General features: G+C 36.4%; 17 protein-coding genes. 6 read left to right on the top strand and 11 right to left on the bottom strand.

Going from position 1 to position 19,993, the window contains the following annotated elements; all coding sequences use genetic code 11:
* Window positions 1–199: 199 nt before the first annotated feature.
* From H8B04_RS08760 to H8B04_RS08740, 5 genes are all read right to left on the bottom strand, one after another.
* Window positions 200–916 (bottom strand): 3-keto-disaccharide hydrolase, encoded by a 717-nt coding sequence (locus H8B04_RS08760; RefSeq protein ID WP_190302101.1) that lies wholly within the window; start codon window positions 914–916, stop codon window positions 200–202.
* A gap of 181 nt (window positions 917–1,097) precedes the next feature.
* Entirely contained in the window at window positions 1,098–2,072 is a 975-nt protein-coding gene (locus H8B04_RS08755; RefSeq protein ID WP_190302100.1) for a 2-hydroxyacid dehydrogenase, read from the bottom strand.
* Window positions 2,073–2,090: 18 nt separating this feature from the next.
* Window positions 2,091–3,752 carry a DNA polymerase/3'-5' exonuclease PolX gene (locus tag H8B04_RS08750; RefSeq protein WP_190302099.1) on the bottom strand — a complete coding sequence of 554 codons (1,662 nt, stop codon included), beginning with the start codon at window positions 3,750–3,752 and terminating at the stop codon, window positions 2,091–2,093.
* A gap of 100 nt (window positions 3,753–3,852) precedes the next feature.
* The gene (locus H8B04_RS08745) at window positions 3,853–5,157 is read right to left on the bottom strand and encodes an NAD(P)/FAD-dependent oxidoreductase (protein ID WP_165290902.1); all 1,305 of its coding nucleotides are present in this window, start codon (window positions 5,155–5,157) and stop codon (window positions 3,853–3,855) included.
* A 329-nt stretch (window positions 5,158–5,486) separates the two neighbouring features.
* Window positions 5,487–6,482 carry an acyl-ACP desaturase gene (locus H8B04_RS08740; RefSeq protein ID WP_190302098.1) on the bottom strand — a complete coding sequence of 332 codons (996 nt, stop codon included), beginning with the start codon at window positions 6,480–6,482 and terminating at the stop codon, window positions 5,487–5,489.
* Between the two features lie 166 nt (window positions 6,483–6,648).
* On the opposite strand from H8B04_RS08740, the gene H8B04_RS08735 reads away from it, so the two are divergent.
* On the top strand, window positions 6,649–7,884 hold the full coding sequence (locus H8B04_RS08735) for a cysteine desulfurase (RefSeq protein WP_317170650.1): 1,236 nt from the start codon (window positions 6,649–6,651) through the stop codon (window positions 7,882–7,884).
* Between the two features lie 2 nt (window positions 7,885–7,886).
* Window positions 7,887–8,303: a SufE family protein gene (locus H8B04_RS08730; protein WP_165290900.1), complete on the top strand. Its 417-nt coding sequence runs from the start codon at window positions 7,887–7,889 to the stop codon at window positions 8,301–8,303.
* A 266-nt stretch (window positions 8,304–8,569) separates the two neighbouring features.
* Here H8B04_RS08730 and murI read toward each other — a convergent pair whose 3' ends face one another.
* Both murI and H8B04_RS08720 read right to left on the bottom strand, forming a co-directional pair.
* Window positions 8,570–9,397 carry a glutamate racemase gene (murI, locus tag H8B04_RS08725; protein WP_165290899.1) on the bottom strand — a complete coding sequence of 276 codons (828 nt, stop codon included), beginning with the start codon at window positions 9,395–9,397 and terminating at the stop codon, window positions 8,570–8,572.
* Between the two features lie 64 nt (window positions 9,398–9,461).
* Window positions 9,462–10,883 carry a glycoside hydrolase family 125 protein gene (locus H8B04_RS08720; RefSeq protein ID WP_190302096.1) on the bottom strand — a complete coding sequence of 474 codons (1,422 nt, stop codon included), beginning with the start codon at window positions 10,881–10,883 and terminating at the stop codon, window positions 9,462–9,464.
* Window positions 10,884–11,061: 178 nt separating this feature from the next.
* Between H8B04_RS08720 and H8B04_RS08715 the strand changes: the two genes are divergently transcribed.
* On the top strand, window positions 11,062–12,702 hold the full coding sequence (locus tag H8B04_RS08715) for a capsule assembly Wzi family protein (protein ID WP_223815340.1): 1,641 nt from the start codon (window positions 11,062–11,064) through the stop codon (window positions 12,700–12,702).
* Window positions 12,703–12,738: 36 nt separating this feature from the next.
* On the top strand, window positions 12,739–13,155 hold the full coding sequence (gene aroQ, locus H8B04_RS08710; RefSeq protein WP_190302095.1) for a type II 3-dehydroquinate dehydratase: 417 nt from the start codon (window positions 12,739–12,741) through the stop codon (window positions 13,153–13,155).
* 11 nt (window positions 13,156–13,166) lie between these two features.
* Here aroQ and H8B04_RS08705 read toward each other — a convergent pair whose 3' ends face one another.
* On the bottom strand, window positions 13,167–14,369 hold the full coding sequence (locus tag H8B04_RS08705) for a multidrug effflux MFS transporter (RefSeq protein WP_190302094.1): 1,203 nt from the start codon (window positions 14,367–14,369) through the stop codon (window positions 13,167–13,169).
* Between the two features lie 58 nt (window positions 14,370–14,427).
* A complete protein-coding gene (gene lgt, locus H8B04_RS08700; protein WP_190302093.1) occupies window positions 14,428–15,282 on the bottom strand; it encodes a prolipoprotein diacylglyceryl transferase in 855 nt (284 codons plus the stop codon).
* Between the two features lie 125 nt (window positions 15,283–15,407).
* Between lgt and H8B04_RS08695 the strand changes: the two genes are divergently transcribed.
* Together H8B04_RS08695 and H8B04_RS08690 are read left to right on the top strand one after the other, a co-directional pair.
* Window positions 15,408–16,523: a M42 family metallopeptidase gene (locus H8B04_RS08695; protein ID WP_190302092.1), complete on the top strand. Its 1,116-nt coding sequence runs from the start codon at window positions 15,408–15,410 to the stop codon at window positions 16,521–16,523.
* Between the two features lie 22 nt (window positions 16,524–16,545).
* On the top strand, window positions 16,546–16,896 hold the full coding sequence (locus H8B04_RS08690) for a DUF3467 domain-containing protein (RefSeq protein WP_165290892.1): 351 nt from the start codon (window positions 16,546–16,548) through the stop codon (window positions 16,894–16,896).
* A 49-nt stretch (window positions 16,897–16,945) separates the two neighbouring features.
* Here the strand turns inward: H8B04_RS08690 and H8B04_RS08685 are convergent, their stop codons facing one another.
* Together H8B04_RS08685 and H8B04_RS08680 are read right to left on the bottom strand one after the other, a co-directional pair.
* On the bottom strand, window positions 16,946–17,926 hold the full coding sequence (locus tag H8B04_RS08685) for a DUF4973 domain-containing protein (protein ID WP_165290891.1): 981 nt from the start codon (window positions 17,924–17,926) through the stop codon (window positions 16,946–16,948).
* A gap of 9 nt (window positions 17,927–17,935) precedes the next feature.
* Entirely contained in the window at window positions 17,936–19,987 is a 2,052-nt protein-coding gene (locus H8B04_RS08680; RefSeq protein ID WP_190302091.1) for a RagB/SusD family nutrient uptake outer membrane protein, read from the bottom strand.
* Window positions 19,988–19,993 lie beyond the last annotated feature (6 nt).

The raw sequence follows: 19,993 nt of genomic DNA, 5'->3' as shown, positions 1-19,993 counted from the left end.
TACTATATCTTACCGATATAATAGTCCCAAAGACTGTTAATGTTTAATGAACCGCCGTATGCCGAACGGCACGTACGGTGGTGTGAGGGGTCAGGTAATCAAATAATGATTACCTTCCTACTCTATTTCTTTTATTTATACAAATCAATTTACCTAAGAAAGTAGGATATAAGAGGCGGAGAATACGAGATAACAAATTTTATAATTCGCGAATCTTAATATTTCTAAACGAAACACCTCTAGACCAATCTTGTAAAGCAAGATGTCCTTTGGTTTGTTTACCAAAGTGTGGGTAATCCTTGAAATTGGATTGAGAAACTAGCTTTTTCCATTCGTTGCTATTGAAATCCATTTCGGCTGTTTGTTGACCATTTAGGTAAAATTCTATTTTACCGTCTTTTTGTACTATTCTTGACTGATTCCATTCACCTTGCATCTTAGTACGAGCAGAATTAAGTTGTGGTATGAAATTATATAGACAACCTGGCTTTTTAAGGGGCAAAGCAAAATCCATATGTGAATCCTCCAACAATTGATATTCTGGTCCTGAGAAATAAGTTTGCGCAATAGCAGTATCTTCTTTTACATTGATAAATATGCCGCTATTCCCTTCTTTCTCCAGTTGCCATTCAAATTTCAATTCATAGTTTTCAAATTCTTTATCCGTTACTAAATCAGCTTTGTCCAAATCACTTTGAGAATCACAGTAAATTGTTCCGTTAGAAACTACCCAAGCTGATTTGGGAATTCTATTGTTGTACAAATGCCAACCTTCAAGATTTTGACCGTTGAATAAAAGCGTCCATCCCTCAGATTTTTCTTTTTCTGTTAAGGTATTGGGAGTTGTATTTTCCGAAGAACAACTAAAGAAGCAGACTATAGAAAGTAATGCAAGGGTGTAAATGGTTTTCCTCATAGGTTTATGTTAAGTTTATTTTGGTATGTTTTTAAGCTTTCATCTTATTTTATAACGTCTTTTCGAACGAAATATGTAGTGAGAAATCTAAATCTAATTAAGAGATTTCTCCTTACGTCGAAAAAACGTGTTGTATTAGGATTGTAACACTATTGTCTCGAGCAAATGTGCTAAGCTAATATTATGAATATACTTCTTTATTCACAATCTGCATCATTGGATTACTGTATTTTACAGCAATCAGATTATTCGCTGCCATTATAGCCATTTGCGTACGCGTTTCTACGGTTGCAGAGCCAATATGTGGTAATACACAAACATTGGGCAATTGCAATAATGGATTGTTCGGAGATATCGGTTCAGGATCAGTGACATCTAGTCCAGCACCCCAAATTTCTCCTTGTTGCAAGGCTTCTAATAAATCCTGTTCGTGATGAACTTTTCCGCGAGCGGTATTGATAAAAATAGCCGATTTCTTCATGCGTTTAAACGCATCCTTATTAAAACGATATTGGGTTTCCAAAGAAAGATTGGTATGTGCAGAAATCACATCGGATTGAGTCAATAACTCATCGAAATTCACATATTTAGCTTCTACCAATTCTTCTGCTTCAGGATTTCTGCTGCGGTTGTAATAGATAATATTCATATTGTAAGCCGCTTTGGCTTTCTTCGCTAATTCCAATCCAATTCTACCCAAACCATAGATTCCTAATGTTTTTCCATTTAGCTCAATTCCTAAATCTTGCATAAATTCAAAATCTTTCCACTTGCCTTCGCGGACTTCGTTTGCACGATAAAAAGCTTTTCGGGATACAGCCAACATCAATAAAAATGCCACATCCGCTGTTGCTCCGCTCAATACATCTGGTGTGTTGGAAACAGGAATTCCCAATGCTGTAGCGGTTTCTACATCTACATGATCATATCCTACGCTTGCCAATGCAATACTTTTTAGATGCTTACAAGATTCCAAAAAGTGCTTATCTAAATCGGCATGTCCAACATTCAATAGTACATCCGCATGTTGACATGCTTCAATTAGCTCCTGCTGAGTAAGTTTTTTATTTTCAGTATTGACGGTGACTTCAAAACCATATTGTTTTAAAACATCAATGGCATCTGAAAGAATATTACGTGAGATATAAGCTTTCATAATGGATTTTTTAGTGTGTTATTTTTTGCTGTTAAAATAAGCTGTGATTTGTTCTAAAGAGAAAGCATTTAAACATTTTTCTGCCGATAAGCCTCCTTTTCGTCCCACGAATACACCATAGTGCATATCTAGGAGTCCTTCAGTACGGTGGGCATCGGGGTTGATCGACAGCAATACGCCTTTTTCTAAAGCGTAACGATGCCATCTCCAATCCAAATCTAAACGTAAAGGATTCGCATTTATTTCGATTACGACTTTATTTGCTGCGCAGGCATCAATAATTTTTTTGAAATCCAAAGGATAACCTGCTCTCGACAACAATAGTCTTCCGGTAGGGTGTCCTAATATAGTTGTATAAGGATTTTCAATCGCTTTTATCAAACGTGCTGTTGCTTTTGCTTCATCCATTTTCAAATTGCTGTGCACCGAAGCTACAACGAAATCAAATTTTGCTAATATTTCATCTGGATAATCCAATGATCCATCCGATAGGATATCGGACTCTATGCCTTTAAAGATTTTGAAGGGTGCCATTTGCTGATTAAGTGCATCTACTTCAGCCCATTGTTGTTCCAAACGTTCAACTGTTAAACCATTGGCATACACTGCCGTTTTGGAGTGGTCACAAATACCTAAATATTCTAAACCCAACTCTTCTTTACAATAGCGTGCCATCTCTGCTAAAGAATGCACACCGTCCGAATAGGTCGAGTGATTGTGTAAAGTTCCTTTGAGATCTTCAAATGTAACAAGTAAAGGTAAAGCATTTGATTTTGCTAATTCCACTTCATCCAGACCTTCTCGAAGCTCAGGCTCGATATAAGCTAGACCAAGTTGGTTATAAATTTCCTTTTCGTCTGTTCCTTGTGGAATTTCAGCATAGATTTCTTTTAGTAGTTCTATGTGTTTTGTAGAACCTGTTGTTAAAATCAATTGCTGTGCATAATTTTCGGGTGCTGAATACACCACGAAAGGGCAGGCATTTTCATCCGCGAATGAAATCTTATTGTCCGAAACTTCAATTTGAGATTCGTATTTAAGGTTGACAATAGCTTGCTCTAAGCTTGTTAAAGAAGCCTCTGTGATTAATTCTACTTGTTGAAGCACCTCACATTTACGACGAAATTCTCCAGTAAAACTTAACTTTTGTGTACCTAAATTCTGTTGTAAGGAATCGAAAGTTTTTTCGGCGAAAGGAAGAACTTTTGCATATAAAAACCAACCTTGATTATCCATTGCAAATTCAATGGATTTTTTGATGTCTTCTTGCGTTTTTAGACCAAAACCTTTGGCTTCGATTAATCGGTTTTCATTGCAGGCGTAATACAATTCCCCCACAGATTCAATTTCTAAATCATTCCAGATGATTTGGATTTTTTTAGGTCCTAAACCTTTAATCTTTAGCATTTCCAAAATACCTGCAGGTGTTTTGGCGATAAGATCATCCAATTCAGGAAATGAGCCGGTGGTGATGACCTGCTTAATTCTTTCTGCTGTACTTTTTCCGATTCCTTGCTGTGCACTTAATTCTTCCAAAGTAGCATTCGCCGCAGAGAAGGGGAGTTTATCTATTTTGAACGAGGCACTTGCCATTGCCTTTGTCCGAAATGGATTCTCGTTAAATAATTCCATCAGTTGTCCACAAAGTTTGAATGCGCGTGCTATCGTCTTATTATCCATAGTCAGTAAAATTTTATTATCAAAAGTACTAAATAAAAAAATGTCGGCAATTTTCATTACCGACATTTGTACTTATTGTTTGATTTAATATAGGATCAAATTATGCTTGAGGCTGCTCTTTGTCTGCAGGTCTTTCGTATTTGTCTACGATCAAACGAACACCTGAGTTTTTCGTTAAGAACTTAATAGACCAGTTTACAAAAGTTACCATTTTATTACGGAAACCAAAGATAGACATCAAGTGAACAAACATCCAAGTCAACCAAGCGATGAAACCGTTCATGTGTAGTTTACCTAAATCCACCACAGCGCGGTTACGACCGATAGTCGCCATCGAACCTTTGTCAAAATATTTAAAGTTCTCTGTATTGGGTTTGTCAGCTAAGATATTGCTGATATGTTTAGCTACGTAAGTTCCTTGTTGTTGCGCTGCTGGCGCTACACCTGGAAGACCTCTTGGAGTTTCTTCTGTGATCATTGCGGCCACGTCACCAATAGCATACACACCATCCATACCTTCTACTTGACATTGACCGTTAGTACGGATACGGTTACCTCTTTCGATGATAGAAGCATCAATACCTCCAGGGAATTGACCTTTTACACCCGCACCCCAGATAACAGTTTTAGTTTTGATACTTTCACCATTGTTGAAAGTAATCGTGTCTCCATCATAACCTGTTACTTGTGTATTAGTTAATACGGTTACGCCTAATTCTTTTAAGTATCTTTCCGAATCACGAGATGATTTTTCTGAAAGAGCACCTAATATTTTTCCTGTACCCTCAACCAAGTAAACTTTCATTTCATTTACTGATAGTTCAGGGTAGTCTTTTTTCAATACGTGTAATTGAATCTCCGCAATAGCGCCTGATAATTCAACACCTGTAGGTCCACCACCTACAATCACGAAATTCATGTATGGAGCACGGTCTGATGCATTTTTTAGCAATACCGCTTTTTCAAGATTTTGTAACACATAACTTCTGATGTTCAAAGCTTCTTGAATGCTTTTCATAGGAAGAGAGTTTTTCTCTACTTCTTTGTTGCCGAAGAAGTTGCTAGTAGCTCCTGAAGCGATTACTAGGTAGTCGTAATCATAGGTTCCTACAGAGGTGTGAACTTCTTTCTTATCTTTATCAATGCTCAAAACATCCGCAAGACGAAATTTAAAATTGTGTTGGTTTTTAAACATCTTACGGATAGGGAATGAGATCGAGTCAGCAGCAAGCGTACCTGTAGCTACTTGGTACATAAGAGGTTGGAAAGTGTGGAAGTTGTTACGATCGATTAGTAAAACCTCTACTTCTTTATCTTTTAATTTTCTTGCTACTTCGACACCTCCGAATCCACCACCAATAATGATAATACGAGGGAAAGAACGTTCAGAACGATTTAATAACATATCGCTAGTTTGTTTATTTTTCTGTGAAAATTGAAATGCAAATATCTTAAAAAAATAAGATATTTCCATATTAATTTATTAATAGTTTCATCATAAAATTGTCTAAAATGCAGGGAAATAGCGCTGTAAGGCTATTTTTGGTTGCTTATACAATTTTGTCTTAGTGTAATTTATACACATTCTAGATAAAACGTGTCAAATTCCTAATAGTTAAACAGTTTAAAGAACTATTTGTTGTGGAGTATATGCGAGAATATAGCGCTTCAAAATAGTATCATTAGAAAACAAAAAACGCTCTAATCTTAGAGCGTTTTAATATTTTGACGTACTTATCCGTAAATCCATTTGAATTTGTATTCCAATTCTGGAACCTTTATTCTATCCGCTAGACGAATAAGACGATCTGGTAGTCGCATTAAATAGTCACGGGCTTTTTCACCTTGTTCGTTCAATCCTGAGATTTGATCAACTTTCCATTCGGTAAGTAATTCTTTCAAGATATCTACATAGTCTAAAGCTGTATATACATTCATACGTTGCGCTGCATCCGAGAAATGTGCAAAAGCACCACCTTGAGGTTCACCTGATTCTCTCAAGAAGTGAGCAGGCATCACAATTTTCTTACGCATCATGTCCTCAAAAGCTAACATTACTTCGCTTTGATCTACTTCAAAAGCTTTTGAAATAAAAGACATATATGCTTTAGCGTGACGAGCCTCATCCGCCGCAATCACACCACACATTTTAGCTAATAATTTATCTCCACTTTTCTTAGAAATACCAGCAACACGTCTATGGGATACATTGGTAGCCAATTCTTGGAAAGATGTGTAGATAAAGTTACGGTATGGATCCGCTCCTGTACCGATATCAAAACCATCAGCGATCAAATGCTGTGTACTCATTTCGAATTCACGCATATTGATTCTACCCGATAGGTATAAATATTTGTTTAATAAGTCTCCGTGTCTATTTTCTTCCGCAGTCCAAGCGCGTACCCACTTCATCCATCCACCTTGTTCATTTTTATTGACATCCTCGACCATAGTCAACCAAGATTCGTAGGTTGGAAGCGCTTCTTCGGTAATTGTATCACCAATAAGTACGGCTACTAAGTCATAAGGAAGTTCTTTTGCACTTTCTTGTAAATCACTAACTTCTTCGAAAAAAGTGCTTCTAGATGAATCTGGAAGAAAGTCAGCAGGTTGCCACATTTCTTCTACAGGCTTTAAGTATTCACTCATTTCGTTGAGCATATAAGGCTCCAAATAAGTCATTACTTCTTTCCTAGATCCTTCTGGAATATTTAATGGTAATTCTTGCATATTGATACAAAGGTAGCTATAAAATTAAAATTTGTATTGTTAAAAATAAATAAAATGTATTTTATAAATATAACCTGCAAACATCATCTGAAGTTCATCTTTTACCAAAAGAATACATTAAAAACTCTCGTTTTGGGGATAGATGTATTACCTTTGTATCGAAAATTTGGAACATAAATTGGAAAAATTCGATATACATAAAGTACGTGCCGATTTCCCAATCTTAAAAAGAGAGGTAAATGGTAAGCCATTGGTTTACTTGGATAACGGTGCGACGACGCAAAAGCCAAAAGCAGTCATTGATGCCATTACGAATTACTATAGCGATATGAATTCGAATGTACATCGTGGTGTGCATTATTTAAGTCAGATTTCTACCGATGCTTTCGAGGTGACTCGTCGCAAAGTGCAGGAATTCATTAATGCGAAAGAAGATTTTGAAGTTATTATCACCAAAGGAACTACCGATAGTATCAATTTAGTAGCTTCTTGTTATGGTAAAGTTTTCGTTCACGAAGGTGATGAGATCATTATTTCAGCGATGGAACATCATTCGAACATTGTGCCTTGGCAAATGTTGTGTGAAGAAAAAGGAGCTGTCCTTCGTGTCATTTCAATGAATGAAAAAGGAGAGTTGGATTTGGAAGCTTATAAGAATTTACTTTCAGAAAAAACTAAATTGGTTTCTGTAACGTATGTTTCAAACTCGTTGGGAACGATCAATCCAATCAAAGAAATCATTGATTTAGCGCATGCTAAAAATGTTCCTGTTTTGGTGGATGCTGCGCAGGCAATTCAACATATCAAGATTGATGTGCAAGAATTGGATGTAGACTTTTTAGCTTTTTCGGGTCACAAGATGTATGCACCAACCGGTGTTGGTGTACTTTATGGCAAGAAAGACCTGTTGAATGCAATGCCTCCTTATCAAGGTGGAGGGGACATGATCAAAGACGTGACTTTCGAAAAGACGACTTACAATGAGTTGCCATTCAAATTCGAAGCAGGTACTCCAAATATTGAGGCTGGTATCTGTTTAGCAGCTGCAATTGATTATATCAATGAGTTGGGTATTGATAATATTAAGGCTTACGAAGACGAGTTATTAGAATATGCAACTACTAAAATAAAAGAAATTCCGAGCGTAAAAATTATAGGTGAGGCTGCTAAGAAATCTTCTGTGCTTTCATTTGTGGTAGATGGCGTACATCCGTATGATATCGGGGTGATTTTGGATAAATTGGGTATTGCTGTTCGTACAGGACATCACTGTGCACAACCAGTTATGGATCAATTCTGTATTCCAGGAACGGTACGTGCTAGTCTGGCAGTATATAATACCAAAGAAGATATAAATACTTTTATAGCGGGCTTGACTCGTGCATTAAATATGTTGGTGTAAAAATGACAATAAACGAAATACAAGACGAATTAATCGAAGATTTTGCGTTTTATGGGGATTGGATGGAAAAATACGAATACATCATCCAATTGGGTAAAGAAGTTCCTTTGATTGATGAACAATATAAAACCGATCAATTTATTATCAAAGGTTGTCAATCTAAAGTATGGTTGTATCCTGAAATAGTAGATGGAAAAGTAATTTTTAAGGCGGATTCAGATGCAGTAATTACTAAAGGTTTAGTAAGCTTAATGGTGAAAGTATTATCAGGTCACACAGCTAAAGAAATTGCAGAAGCCGATTTATATTTCATCGATCAAATCGGTTTGAAAGAGCATTTATCACCCACGCGTGCGAATGGTCTTTTGGCAATGGTCAAGCAAATGAAACTTTATGCAATAGCTTTGCAGAATAGATAAGATAAAAGGTCTCAAAAGAGACCTTTTATTGTTTATTAACTTTAATGTCAATTCTAGTTAATTAATATATTTCTTAAGCCCTCATGCCGCGCGGGCAATTATTTTTTTCTGCAAAAAGTAATCAAAAACTCGTCGCTGTACCGAGTTGACTCAAGTTTCGACATTCCTGCATTTGGCAACTCACTAAGGCGACATTTTTTGCTTAACAAAAGTTTTTGCAGCAACCTGACAATAGTATTTTAGTTGGATTCTAAGGTTTCGTCTAATTAGGAACATACGTTAACCTTAATACTTTTTGCTTCTATATTTTTTCCAAAAAAGATAAAGGCCTTCTCAGAAAAGTCTTTTGCATCGTCTGTAGTATAAAAAGCTAATTTACCTTCCTTACTGCATTTTTCTTCTACTTCTGGATGACGAATTAAATAGTCAGCTAAACTTTCAGCTACCAATTCGCCTTGTGCTAAAATCTGAATATGATCAGGTGTATATTTTCGAATAATCGGATAAAGAATAGGGTAGTGCGTACAGGCTAATACAATAGTATCGATATCTGGAGATTGACTCAAAAGCTCATTAATATCTTTTTGAATAAAATAATGTGCCCCCTCACTATTGATTTCATTATTCTCTACTAGAGGAACCCAAAATGGACATGCATGTTGATAAACATTGATTTCGGGATTAAATTTTTCAATCTCAATCAAATAAGATTGTGATAAAACTGTTCCTTGTGTTGCTAAAATACCTATAGAATTTGTTTTCGTGTATTGATGAATAGACTCGGTGGTTGGACGAATTACACCCAAAACTTTTTTGCCTTCAGGAAGATCGTTTTGCTGAATACTGCGTAGCGCCTTTGCAGAAGCGGTATTACAAGCTAAAATCACCAAGTTGCATCCCAAATCAAATAACTTGAATACGCATTCTTTGGTGAATTCATACACCGTTTCGAAAGAACGGGTGCCGTAGGGTACACGTGCATTATCTCCAAGATAGATGTAATCGTATTGGGGTAATTTTTCGTGTATCTCTTTGAAAACGGTTAATCCGCCGTAGCCTGAATCAAAAACACCGATAGGTCCTTGTGTACTCATATAAAACAAAAGACTTAGGATTATTCCTAAGTCTTTTTATTGTTTACTTATAAGAATAATCCATTTAAAACTTCAACAAAGATGGCTTTTCTTTATAAATTTTCCATAATAATTCTCCAAATAACGTATTTGCCCAAGCGAACCAATGGCGGGTGAATTTTTTAGGATCATCTTTGTGGAATGTTTCGTGCATAAATCCCGTATCTCCATGTGTAGATGCTAGCATTTTTATGCAATCCTGGATTTCATTGTCGTTTGTAGCAGTTAAGGCACGCATGGTAATTGCCATAGGCCAAATCATATCACGTCCAATGTGTGGACCACCAATTCCTTCTCCAGCTTTCCCTTTAAAGAAGAAGGGATTGCTTTCCGAAAGAATAAATTTTCGTGTACGCTGATAGGTTTCATCATTGGCACTAACTGCTCCTAAATAAGGTAAGGATAATAAAGATGGTACATTCGCATCATCCATCATCAATGCACTACCGAATCCATCAACTTCGTAAGCGTAGATTTTCCCAAATTTCGGATGATCAACAATTCCGTATTCATTTACGGCTTTTTGCACTTCATCGGCTAAAGCTTCCATTTTCGCAGCTAATACTGTATTGTTTTTAACTTTTCTAAGTATTTCTGCAGATTGTCTTAAACTGACTACAGCGAATAAATTCGAAGGAATCAAGAATAAAAAAATAGAACAATCGTCCGAAGGTCTAAAACTCGAGCAAATCAATCCAACAGGATTAACAGGATAGCCCCAACCATCTACTTGTAAAGTGTCGGTACCTCTAGGCGTAGTACGCATAAAATTGTAAGGACCAAGATTTTCCTTACGTTGTTGTTCTACAAAAGTTTTGTACGTGTTTTCTTGTGCTTTTACCCATTCATCGTTGAATGGGGTAGTATCATTAGTTGCTTTCCAGTATGCATGAGCTAAGCGAATAGGATAACACAAAGAGTCAATTTCCCATTTACGTTCATGTATCCCCGCTTTCATATCCGTATGGTCGCTAAACCATTCCCCTTCTTTGGTAGGGTCATTGTAAAAGGCGTTGGCATAAGGATCAATGTTGATACATTTTGATTGCTTATTGATTAAACCTAATATGAGGTCTTTCAATTTTTTATCCTTGTGCATGAATTGCAAATAAGGATATACTTGAGCACTGCTATCTCGCAGCCACATCGCATCTATATCACCTGTGATTACATAAGTTAATTTCTCCGAAGGTGTAGACTCATCATAAATCGTTGTATCCAATGTGTTGGGAAAACAATTGTTGAATAACCAGCCTAATTCTTTGTTTTGGACGTTTTTTTGAAACTCTTTAATAGCTTCTTCTATAGTGTTACTTTGAAAATGTCTTTTAGAAACAGGTACGCGTACTTCAGGAAAATTTGAGTTGAATTCGGCAAATGAAAATTTGCTTGCCATCATGCCTGCACCCAGCAATGCACTTTGTTGTAAAAAAGTTTTTCTATTCATGTTTATATGGTTATCAGTTTTAAATCGTATAAAACGTTTTAGCTATGCTAATATAGTGTTTTTTATATAATATACGAAAATTGGCATGAATTTAGCTTTCAAGTATAAAAATTTCTTTTAAAATACATTATTGAATTTATAATTATTGTATTTTATTGTAAATATTACAATGTTTATTATGAGGATAACTGCAGAAAATATTATTTTTAGACTTTTTACATTATCGGTTTTTGTTTGTAATTCACTGATAATCAATGCTCAGGTTGTTAATCAAACCTACTCATTTGATCAATATCAGAAATACAATAATATATTGTATAATACCAATTCAAGGTATCATACATCATCCAAACCATTCTTGTTTAAGAATGAATTATTGAACCGTAAGGATTCATTGGAGTATGCTAATCCTTCTTCTTCCAACAATTGGGTGATGCGCAAACTTTTTAATGAACACCTTGTAGATGTACAGAAAGAAGATCATACTTTTTATTTAGATTTTCTGCCCGACTTTCAAATCGGTTCGGAGCTAATAGACAGTGACAAACGTACAATGTGGAATAATACACGCGCTATACAAGCTGGATTGACTATTAAAGATAAGTTTACATTTCACACGGCTGTTTTCGAAAATCAAGCGGTGTTCGCAGAATATCTTGATGAGCATATCGCTGAAACAGGTGTTGTTCCAGGCCAATCATCAGCAAAAAATGCAGGAAAAAAGACCAAGGATTGGATGTACGCCACAGCAAGTTTGACTTACGATTTTAGTCCTTACTTCCAACTTACAGCAGCCTTTGACAAAAACCATATTGGTGACGGTTATCGTTCAATGTTATTATCTGATTTTTCTTCAAATTACACGCAATTAAAATTTACGGGTGAAATTGGTAATGTACAATATACTTCGGTATGGGCATATATGAATGACCCTGCAAATCCACGTAGAGATTCCTTAGATTCTGGTGGTCGATTCGGCGATGGAATTAAGTATGGCGCATTTCAATATATAGATTATAATGCAACAGACCGATTATCTATTGGTTTTTTTCAATCTGTAGTCTGGTCCAATCGTAATCAGGCAGGCTATAGAGGATTTGATTTCAACTATTTGAATCCAGGTGTAATATATCGTCCGGTAGAAAACAACAACCGTACCTCTCCTGACAAAATGTTTTTAGGATTAAATGCAAAATACAAGGTGTTGAACAATATCACAGCTTATGGGCAATTTTTGTTGGGAGAGTTTACCGCCAAAGAGTTTTTTGCAAATAATGGGTATGCCCATAATAAATGGGGAGCACAAATGGGTGTGAGAGGATTTGATTTATTTGGCGTTCGTAATCTTCATTTCTTAGCGGAGTACAACTTAGCAAGACCTTATACGTATCAACACTTTACTTCAATATCTAATTACAGTAATAATGGTGAACCATTAGCGCATCCGCGAGGAGCAAATTTCAGAGAGTTTTTAGGGACTGCACATTATTCTTGGAATCGATTTGAGTTTTCGGGAAAAGGATTGATCAGCAATTTTGGAACAGATCCTAACCCCGAAACCAATATGGGAGGTGATATTTTTCAATCTTACAACAATCTACCAAATAAGTACGGAAACAAAATTGGGCAAGGGGTAAAAAACAACTTGTATTACGCGGATATGCGTGCTTCTTACGTGCTGAATCCTAAATACAACTTACGTTTAGAATTAGGCTATACACAGCGTTTTAGAAAGATTGAGGGTATGGAGACACAAAAATCTGGTGTGATCAATTTTGGTTTACGTTCTAGTTTCCGCAATTTTTATGGTGATATTTAAAATCTGAATATCTATATTTATTCATTAATTTATAATATGAAGAAGATATTGGTATTAAATGGGCCTAATTTGAATTTGTTAGGTGTTCGTGAGAAAAGTATATATGGTGATCAGTCCTTTGAAGAATTCTTCAAATCGCTGAAAGCGCGTTTTGCCGATGTAGATTTATCGTATTTTCAAAGTAACTCTGAAGGAGCTATTATCGGTAAGTTACACGAAGTAGGTTTTGAATATGACGGCGTAGTATTGAATGCTGGAGCTTATACGCATACTTCCGTGGCTATTGGTGATGCTATTGCAGCTATCAAGACGCCCGTTGTGGAAGTTCACATTTCTAATGTACATCAACGCGAAGCATTTCGCCATCATTCCTATTTATCCAAAAATTGTAAAGGTGTAATTTTAGGTTTTGGGCTAGACAGCTATCGGTTAGGAATCGAGAGTTTAATATAGATGAAGAGGCTTTATTGTAAAGCCTCTTTTTTATGTTCTTTCAAATTTCTTTTTACAAAATGCAATAGCAATGATAATACAGCACAGATACCCATTGCGGATAACATAGGCTGAGGGGTATTATTATGCAGTAAACTTACTAAGCCCGAACTCAATGCGCCTAAACCCATTTGCAAAAATCCTAATAAAGCAGATGCACTTCCTGCGCTTACTTTAAAAGGTGCCATTGCCATTGCGGAAGCGTTCGGAAAAATAAATCCTTGACACATTAAGTATCCGAAAGTTAATGCTAGAATTGATGGCAAGGTAATATTGTCGGTCCATAAACAAATTAGCATGGTCAATCCAACAGCCACTTGACAATAATTTGCAATAATGCAGATTTGTTGCATAGACCAACGCTTCAGAAAGAATCTATTCAATTGCGTAGATAATATTAAAGCTGAGGCTACAAAGGCGAATGCAAGGCCATATTCTTTCTTACTCAAACCAAATAATTCTTGCAAAACAAACGAAGAACCAGCGAGATAGGCGTAAAGTCCTGCAGATGCCGTCGAAGCAATTAAACAATAAAAAATAAAGGTGCGATTGACAAATACCTGAAAATATTGTGTTATGATTGCTTTTGGAGCCAGCGAGAAGTTCTTATTTCCCGCATAACTTTCTGGTAATACAAAGATCGTCAATATCAATATCAATGCTCCAATACTAAATAGCGCAATAAAAATATAATGCCAATCAAAATGATCCAATAAAAATGCGCCTGCAGAAGGAGCCAAAATAGGGGAGATGGCAATGACAAGCATCAACAAACTAAATACGCGAGCGGCTTCTTTTCCCTGATAATAATCTTGAACCATAGCACGAGAAGCTACCATGCCGGCACAACTCCCTAAAGCCTGAGCAAAGCGCAATATTATCAAACTTTCTACATTGCGTGTCAAAACACATAAAATAGAAGTAATTACATAGATACACAGTCCAATGATTAATGGTTTTTTGCGACCATATCGATCGAGTAGTGGACCGTAAATCATTTGTCCAATTGCAATACCAACAAAAAAAGAGGTAAGCGATAATTGTACTTTTTCAATATTTGTATCAAAATCTTGTGCTATCGTATCGAAAGCTGGTAGATACATATCAATGGAAAAAGGACCAATAGCAGATAATAATCCGAGGGTCAGCAGAATAAGTTTTTTATTTGTTTTCATAAGGAATTAAAAAAGCCTCTTGAAAATTTTTAAGAGGCTTGGTATAGTGTAATATTTTTTATGCTTTTTTTGTTGTGGGTCTAAAAATTAAAAATAATCCTGCCAGAATAAATGGTATGCTCAGCAATTGCCCCATATTGATAAACATATTATTCTCGAAGGCTTCTTGATTCTCTTTATAAAATTCAACAAAGAACCTTATACTGAAAAGACAAACTAAAAATATGCCAAACAGTAAACCTGGTTTTGGATTTGACTTTTTCTTATAAAAGGCCCACAATACAAAGAACAGAATGATATAGGCTACTGCTTCATACAATTGCCCAGGATGACGAGGAAGATTGTCTTCTTTCGTAAATACCACCGCCCAAGGAAGATTTGGATCGGCTTCCTTTCCAATAATTTCAGAATTAAAGAAATTTCCGATACGTATAAAAGCGCCTGCGATAGGAACAACTAATACTAATCTGTCTGCAAGCCACATGAAGTTGATCTTTGTTTTTCGCGAAAATAAAATCAAGGCTGTCAAAATTCCTATAGCTCCTCCATGAGAAGCTAATCCAGCAAATCCCGTGAACTCCCAGCTACCCGAACGTTTGCTAAATGGCAAAATCATTTCTAATGGATTTTGACTATAATAATCAAATTCGTAGAACAAGCAGTGTCCTATTCGTGCACCTAAAATGGTGCCTAAGAAAATATATATGGTCAATTTATCCAATAAATCTTGCGGTTTTCCTGCTTTGAAAGTCGCTAATGCTAAGGTTTCACGCTTAAATATTTCCAACATTAAGATGTAAGAAACCACAAAAGCAAGCAACCAGCACATGGAGTAATAGCGAATTCCAAAAGAACCTATACTAAAAATATTTTCAGCACCTGACCAGTGAATAACATTATAAATAAAATCCATATATGATTATTTAGAAGCTGTAAATATAAAACTAAAAATTGTTTATATGCTACCGTCAATAAGAATATGATTATTTTTTGGAATCGAATAATTATTTTTTATTTTGTGTGCAAACAAAATAAGGCATGGCAAAGAAGAGTAGTAAAGAGGTAAAACATCAAACTGTCGTAACAGAAGAATCTGTAAAATTCTTTGAAAAATATATAAATAATCCTTCGCCAACAGGATTTGAATGGGAAGGACAGCGTTTGTGGTTAGATTATTTGAAACCTTATGTAGATGAGACCTATATCGATAATTATGGTACTGCAGTAGGTATTATCAACCCCGATGCTAAATATAAAGTGGTAATCGAAGCGCATGCTGATGAGATTTCTTGGTTTGTGAATTACATTACAAAAGATGGACTTATCTATGTCATTCGCAATGGTGGTTCTGATCATCAGATTGCACCTTCTAAGCGTGTTAATATTCACACAGATAATGGTACCGTGAAAGCGGTTTTCGGATGGCCAGCTATTCATACGCGTTCAGGAGAAAAAGAAGAATCACCATCATTGAAAAACATTTTCTTGGACTGTGGTTGTACTAGCAAAGAAGAAGTAGAAGCTTTAGGTATTCACGTGGGGTCAGTCGTGACTTACGAAGATGAGTTCATGATTTTGAATGACCGCTACTATGTAGGTCGTGCATTGGACAACCGTGCAGGTGGTTTTATGATTGCTGAGGTAGCGCGTTTGTTGAAAGAAAATAAAAAAAATCTACCTTTCGGTCTATACATTGTAAATTCAGTACAAGAAGAAATCGGTCTTCGTGGTGCTGAAATGATTGCAGATTGGATCAAACCGAACGTGGCTATCGTGACAGATGTAACACACGATACGCAGACACCAATGATCAACAAAATTACGCAAGGAGATTTGGCTTGTGGTAAAGGTCCTGTAGTATCATATGCTCCTGCAGTTCAGATTAATTTGAACAGACAATTGATTGAAGTTGCACAGAAAAATGATATTCCATTCCAAAGACAAGCTTCTTCAAGATTTACAGGTACCGATACCGATGCATTTGCATACTCCAATGGTGGTGTGCCTTCTGCATTGATTTCCTTACCTTTGCGTTATATGCACACAACGGTTGAGATGGTGCACAAAGAAGACGTGGATAATGTTATCCGCTTGATCTATGAAACATTATTGACAATCGAAGATGGTCAAGATTTTAGAAGTTTTACGAAATAAATAAAGATTAAATAGTATAGAGATGAGTGAAAAAAATCAAAACCTTCCACAAAATAACGAATTAAGTATCGAGTTATCAGAAGAAGTAGCTGAGGGTATTTATTCTAACTTGGCTATCATTAACCATTCTTCTTCAGAATTTGTATTGGATTTTATCCAAGTAATGCCAGGAATGCCTAAAGCTAAAGTAAAATCAAGAATCATTATGACGCCTGAGCATGCAGCTCGTTTATTAGGTGCATTACAAGATAATTTAGCACGTTTTGAAGCGCAGTTAAAAGCTGCCGCACAAAACCAACAGCAACAACAAGCTGAATCAGTATCTAAAGATTTTCCTTATCCTTTGGATCTTCACCCAAAAGGCGAAGCGTAAAAAATTAAAGCCCTATCAATTTTGATAGGGCTTTTCTGTTCGTTCTCCATTACCACTGAATAGCCTGGTCTTCGTCAGGTATTTGCGTATTTAATACACGTTGTAAACTCAGGGTTCCTTTTACAGCATACCGAATATTGATATTGGGTATCATCGTATAGTCTGTAAAATTATAATCTATATTGTTAATTGTTATTGTTCTCCGTAGCAAGTATGGATAGTTCGGTTCGATCATTTCATTCACCGTATAACTCAAATCTTTGTTTACCACAAAATTCAGAAGCGGATTATCCGCGTACAATTCTACGCCGCCACTGTCGTTGAAACGAGCATAAATCTTATAGTTCTGTCTATCTTGTCTTTCTTCATCAAGGGCGCCTGCATAGAAGAAAACGGTATTTTCATCCACCACATAGGCTTTTACTTCACTTTTGACGATGGAAGTTTCATTTTCGGCTCCATCCATAAAAGTTCTTAAAGCAGTCCCTCCGTATGTCCCAGAGAAATTATTAAACGGATTTACTCGCAATAGCGCTTTTTTGTAATGTTTGCGTGGATGAGGCGTGTAAGAAGATGATCCTTCCACAATAGTCAAAGGCAACACCCATTTTTCAACTAGATTGATATTCTTTAGCGTGAAATCAATATTTAACAAGCCGATGTTTTCTCCAGATTTTATGTCTAAAGTTGGATTGAAAGAAAAATATTCACTCGGAAGCATTCTGTAATAGAAATCGGTTCTATTTTGAAATCTTTCATAATTTAAGATATCCAAAGTATCTCGATCTACATCTATTTTGACCGAAATGTTTTGTGCATTCGTAGTCGACCCACTCACCACAACAGGCAACTTAAAAGTCGTTTTTTGATTATCCTTATAACGTACGTAGATGTCCGAAACGCCCTGATTGCCTAAAGGAGCTTTGAATGAAATGTAGTTTTCATATTGTTCTTCCTTCCATTCGTCATTACATGAGGTGTTAGCAAATAAAAGTGCTAAGACTAAATATTTTATATAATTCTTTTTCATGTGATACTCTTAATCGTTATATGTCCAACCCGGATTTTGCGTAAGTTTTTTATTTCTTTTTAGTTCCGAATGTTTAATAGGCCAAAACCACATTTTGTCTGCAAATGTTGTTTTCAATACCCAAGTCGCTACTGGTGTATGGAATAGATCTCTATTACCTGCATTCATCAATATATTACAACCATACACAGGTAGAGCTTCTTCCACAGCAGCATCCAACCAACGTCTCAAATCATAATAGCGTTGACCTTCTGCAAGCAATTCAATAAATCTCTCTCTCTTAATCGTTTTACGTAATTCAGCTTTATTAGAATAAATTGCTGCGGAATAGTCAGGTACACCTGCACGTATTCTTACGGGATGAATACCTTTTTGTATTTCGGTAATATCTCGAGATAGGGAATAGGTGGTTCCTTTCCATGATGCAATACTGTGTGAACCATCTAATTCATTGAGCGCTTCTGCGTACATCAATAGTATATCGGCGTAGCGAATAGCCGGTTCGGCTTTTTGCACAATACGCTCTGCAATACCTCCCTCATAAGTATCACTTGGATGAACATATTTTTTAATACCGAATCCTGTTCTTAACCAGTATGCATTCGAGGAATTGAAACCGTTTCCACGTGAATCTTCTCTATAATAGAATACTTGTTGATTTCGGTTACGTTCTTGCGTTTCATTGAAAAGTGTCCAGAAACTACCGTTGAAAGCTACAGAAGCATAAAACCTTGGTTCTCTATTGGCGTATTGGAGAGATACACCTTCCATCAACGGTCTGTATCGACGCGCTGCAACGTCATTGGCCGTTACATAACCTGTTGCCCGGTTGGATCCATTTCCACGTCCTATTTCTTTATCTTTACCCGGTACATCCGTACCGTCATTCATGTAGTAGGCATCTACCAATTTTTGCGTCAATCCATGCGTATTCCAACCTGTTGCTGATCTTGGCAAGGCATGCGCAACCATCATTCTTATATCTTCCGAGCTTTGATTGTTTCCTCTGGTAAAGATCAGTTCTGGATTACCTGAAGGTACAAGTGTTCCATCAAATACTTGTGCATAAGATTTCGTAGGATCTATGTTCGCCCAACCCAATGGCCAATCCTTGTTGGCAAAATTACCATCGTTTGGTGGGATAATAGTAGCATCATTTCCCGTTACTTGGATAGGAACAGTATATAATTCATATACACCGAGCTCCATAACATCACGAGCAGCAGCAGCAGCTTTAGCCCATTTTACTTCTTGATATTCTGCTGACAATAATCTTTTACCTTCATGATCCACAAGCTTTGCAGCAAATTCAGAATTATTACCGTTTGCCATTGGACTTGCAGCATATAGTAAGGCTTTAGCACGTGTGGCTAATGCTGCACCTACTGTAGGTCTAGCGGAAGCATCTTGTCCTCTAGATAAGCCCAATTTTTCCATTTCTTTGGCCGCTTGTAGCATTTCACTACTGATAAATTCGGCACATTCTTCGTAAGTATTTCGTGGTGTAGCTAATTCGTCATAACTATCCGTATAATCCAATCCCTCATCTGGAAGTATTGGAATAGGACCGTATTTACGAAGCAATAGCCAGTACAGGTAAGCACGTGCGAAGCGCGCTTGTCCACGATAATCTTCGATTTCATCAGCAGACATTTCTTTATTCATGTATATCTTATGAATAAATGTTGTCGCATTTCGTATCCCACGATACGATTGCGTCCATGAACCTTGCATGTCGTTTTCGGTATACAATCCCATTTTGAACATATTGTACGATAGTTCATTTTTCGAGGGATCATAATCTTTGTCACGGTCACCGTAATACATATCATCCGAAAAATTGTGCGGTGTATTACCTTTACTCGCTACGTCCGCATTAATACCCTTAAATTCTTCAAAGATGTGAGCTAGCCATTGTTCAGCATAGTTTTTGCTTTCAAAAACTTTCTCCTCAGTCATTCTATCTTTAAATAGTGTGTCGGATTCTAAGTATCCTTTTTGACAGGAACTAATACAGATAAAAGCTATTAGTATAGGTAAATAATATATTGATTTTCGCATTTCTTT

It is taken from the genome of Sphingobacterium litopenaei (genome assembly GCF_014692495.1).
GTDB lineage: Bacteria > Bacteroidota > Bacteroidia > Sphingobacteriales > Sphingobacteriaceae > Sphingobacterium > Sphingobacterium litopenaei.
This window is presented reverse-complemented; position numbering and strand designations above follow the sequence as displayed.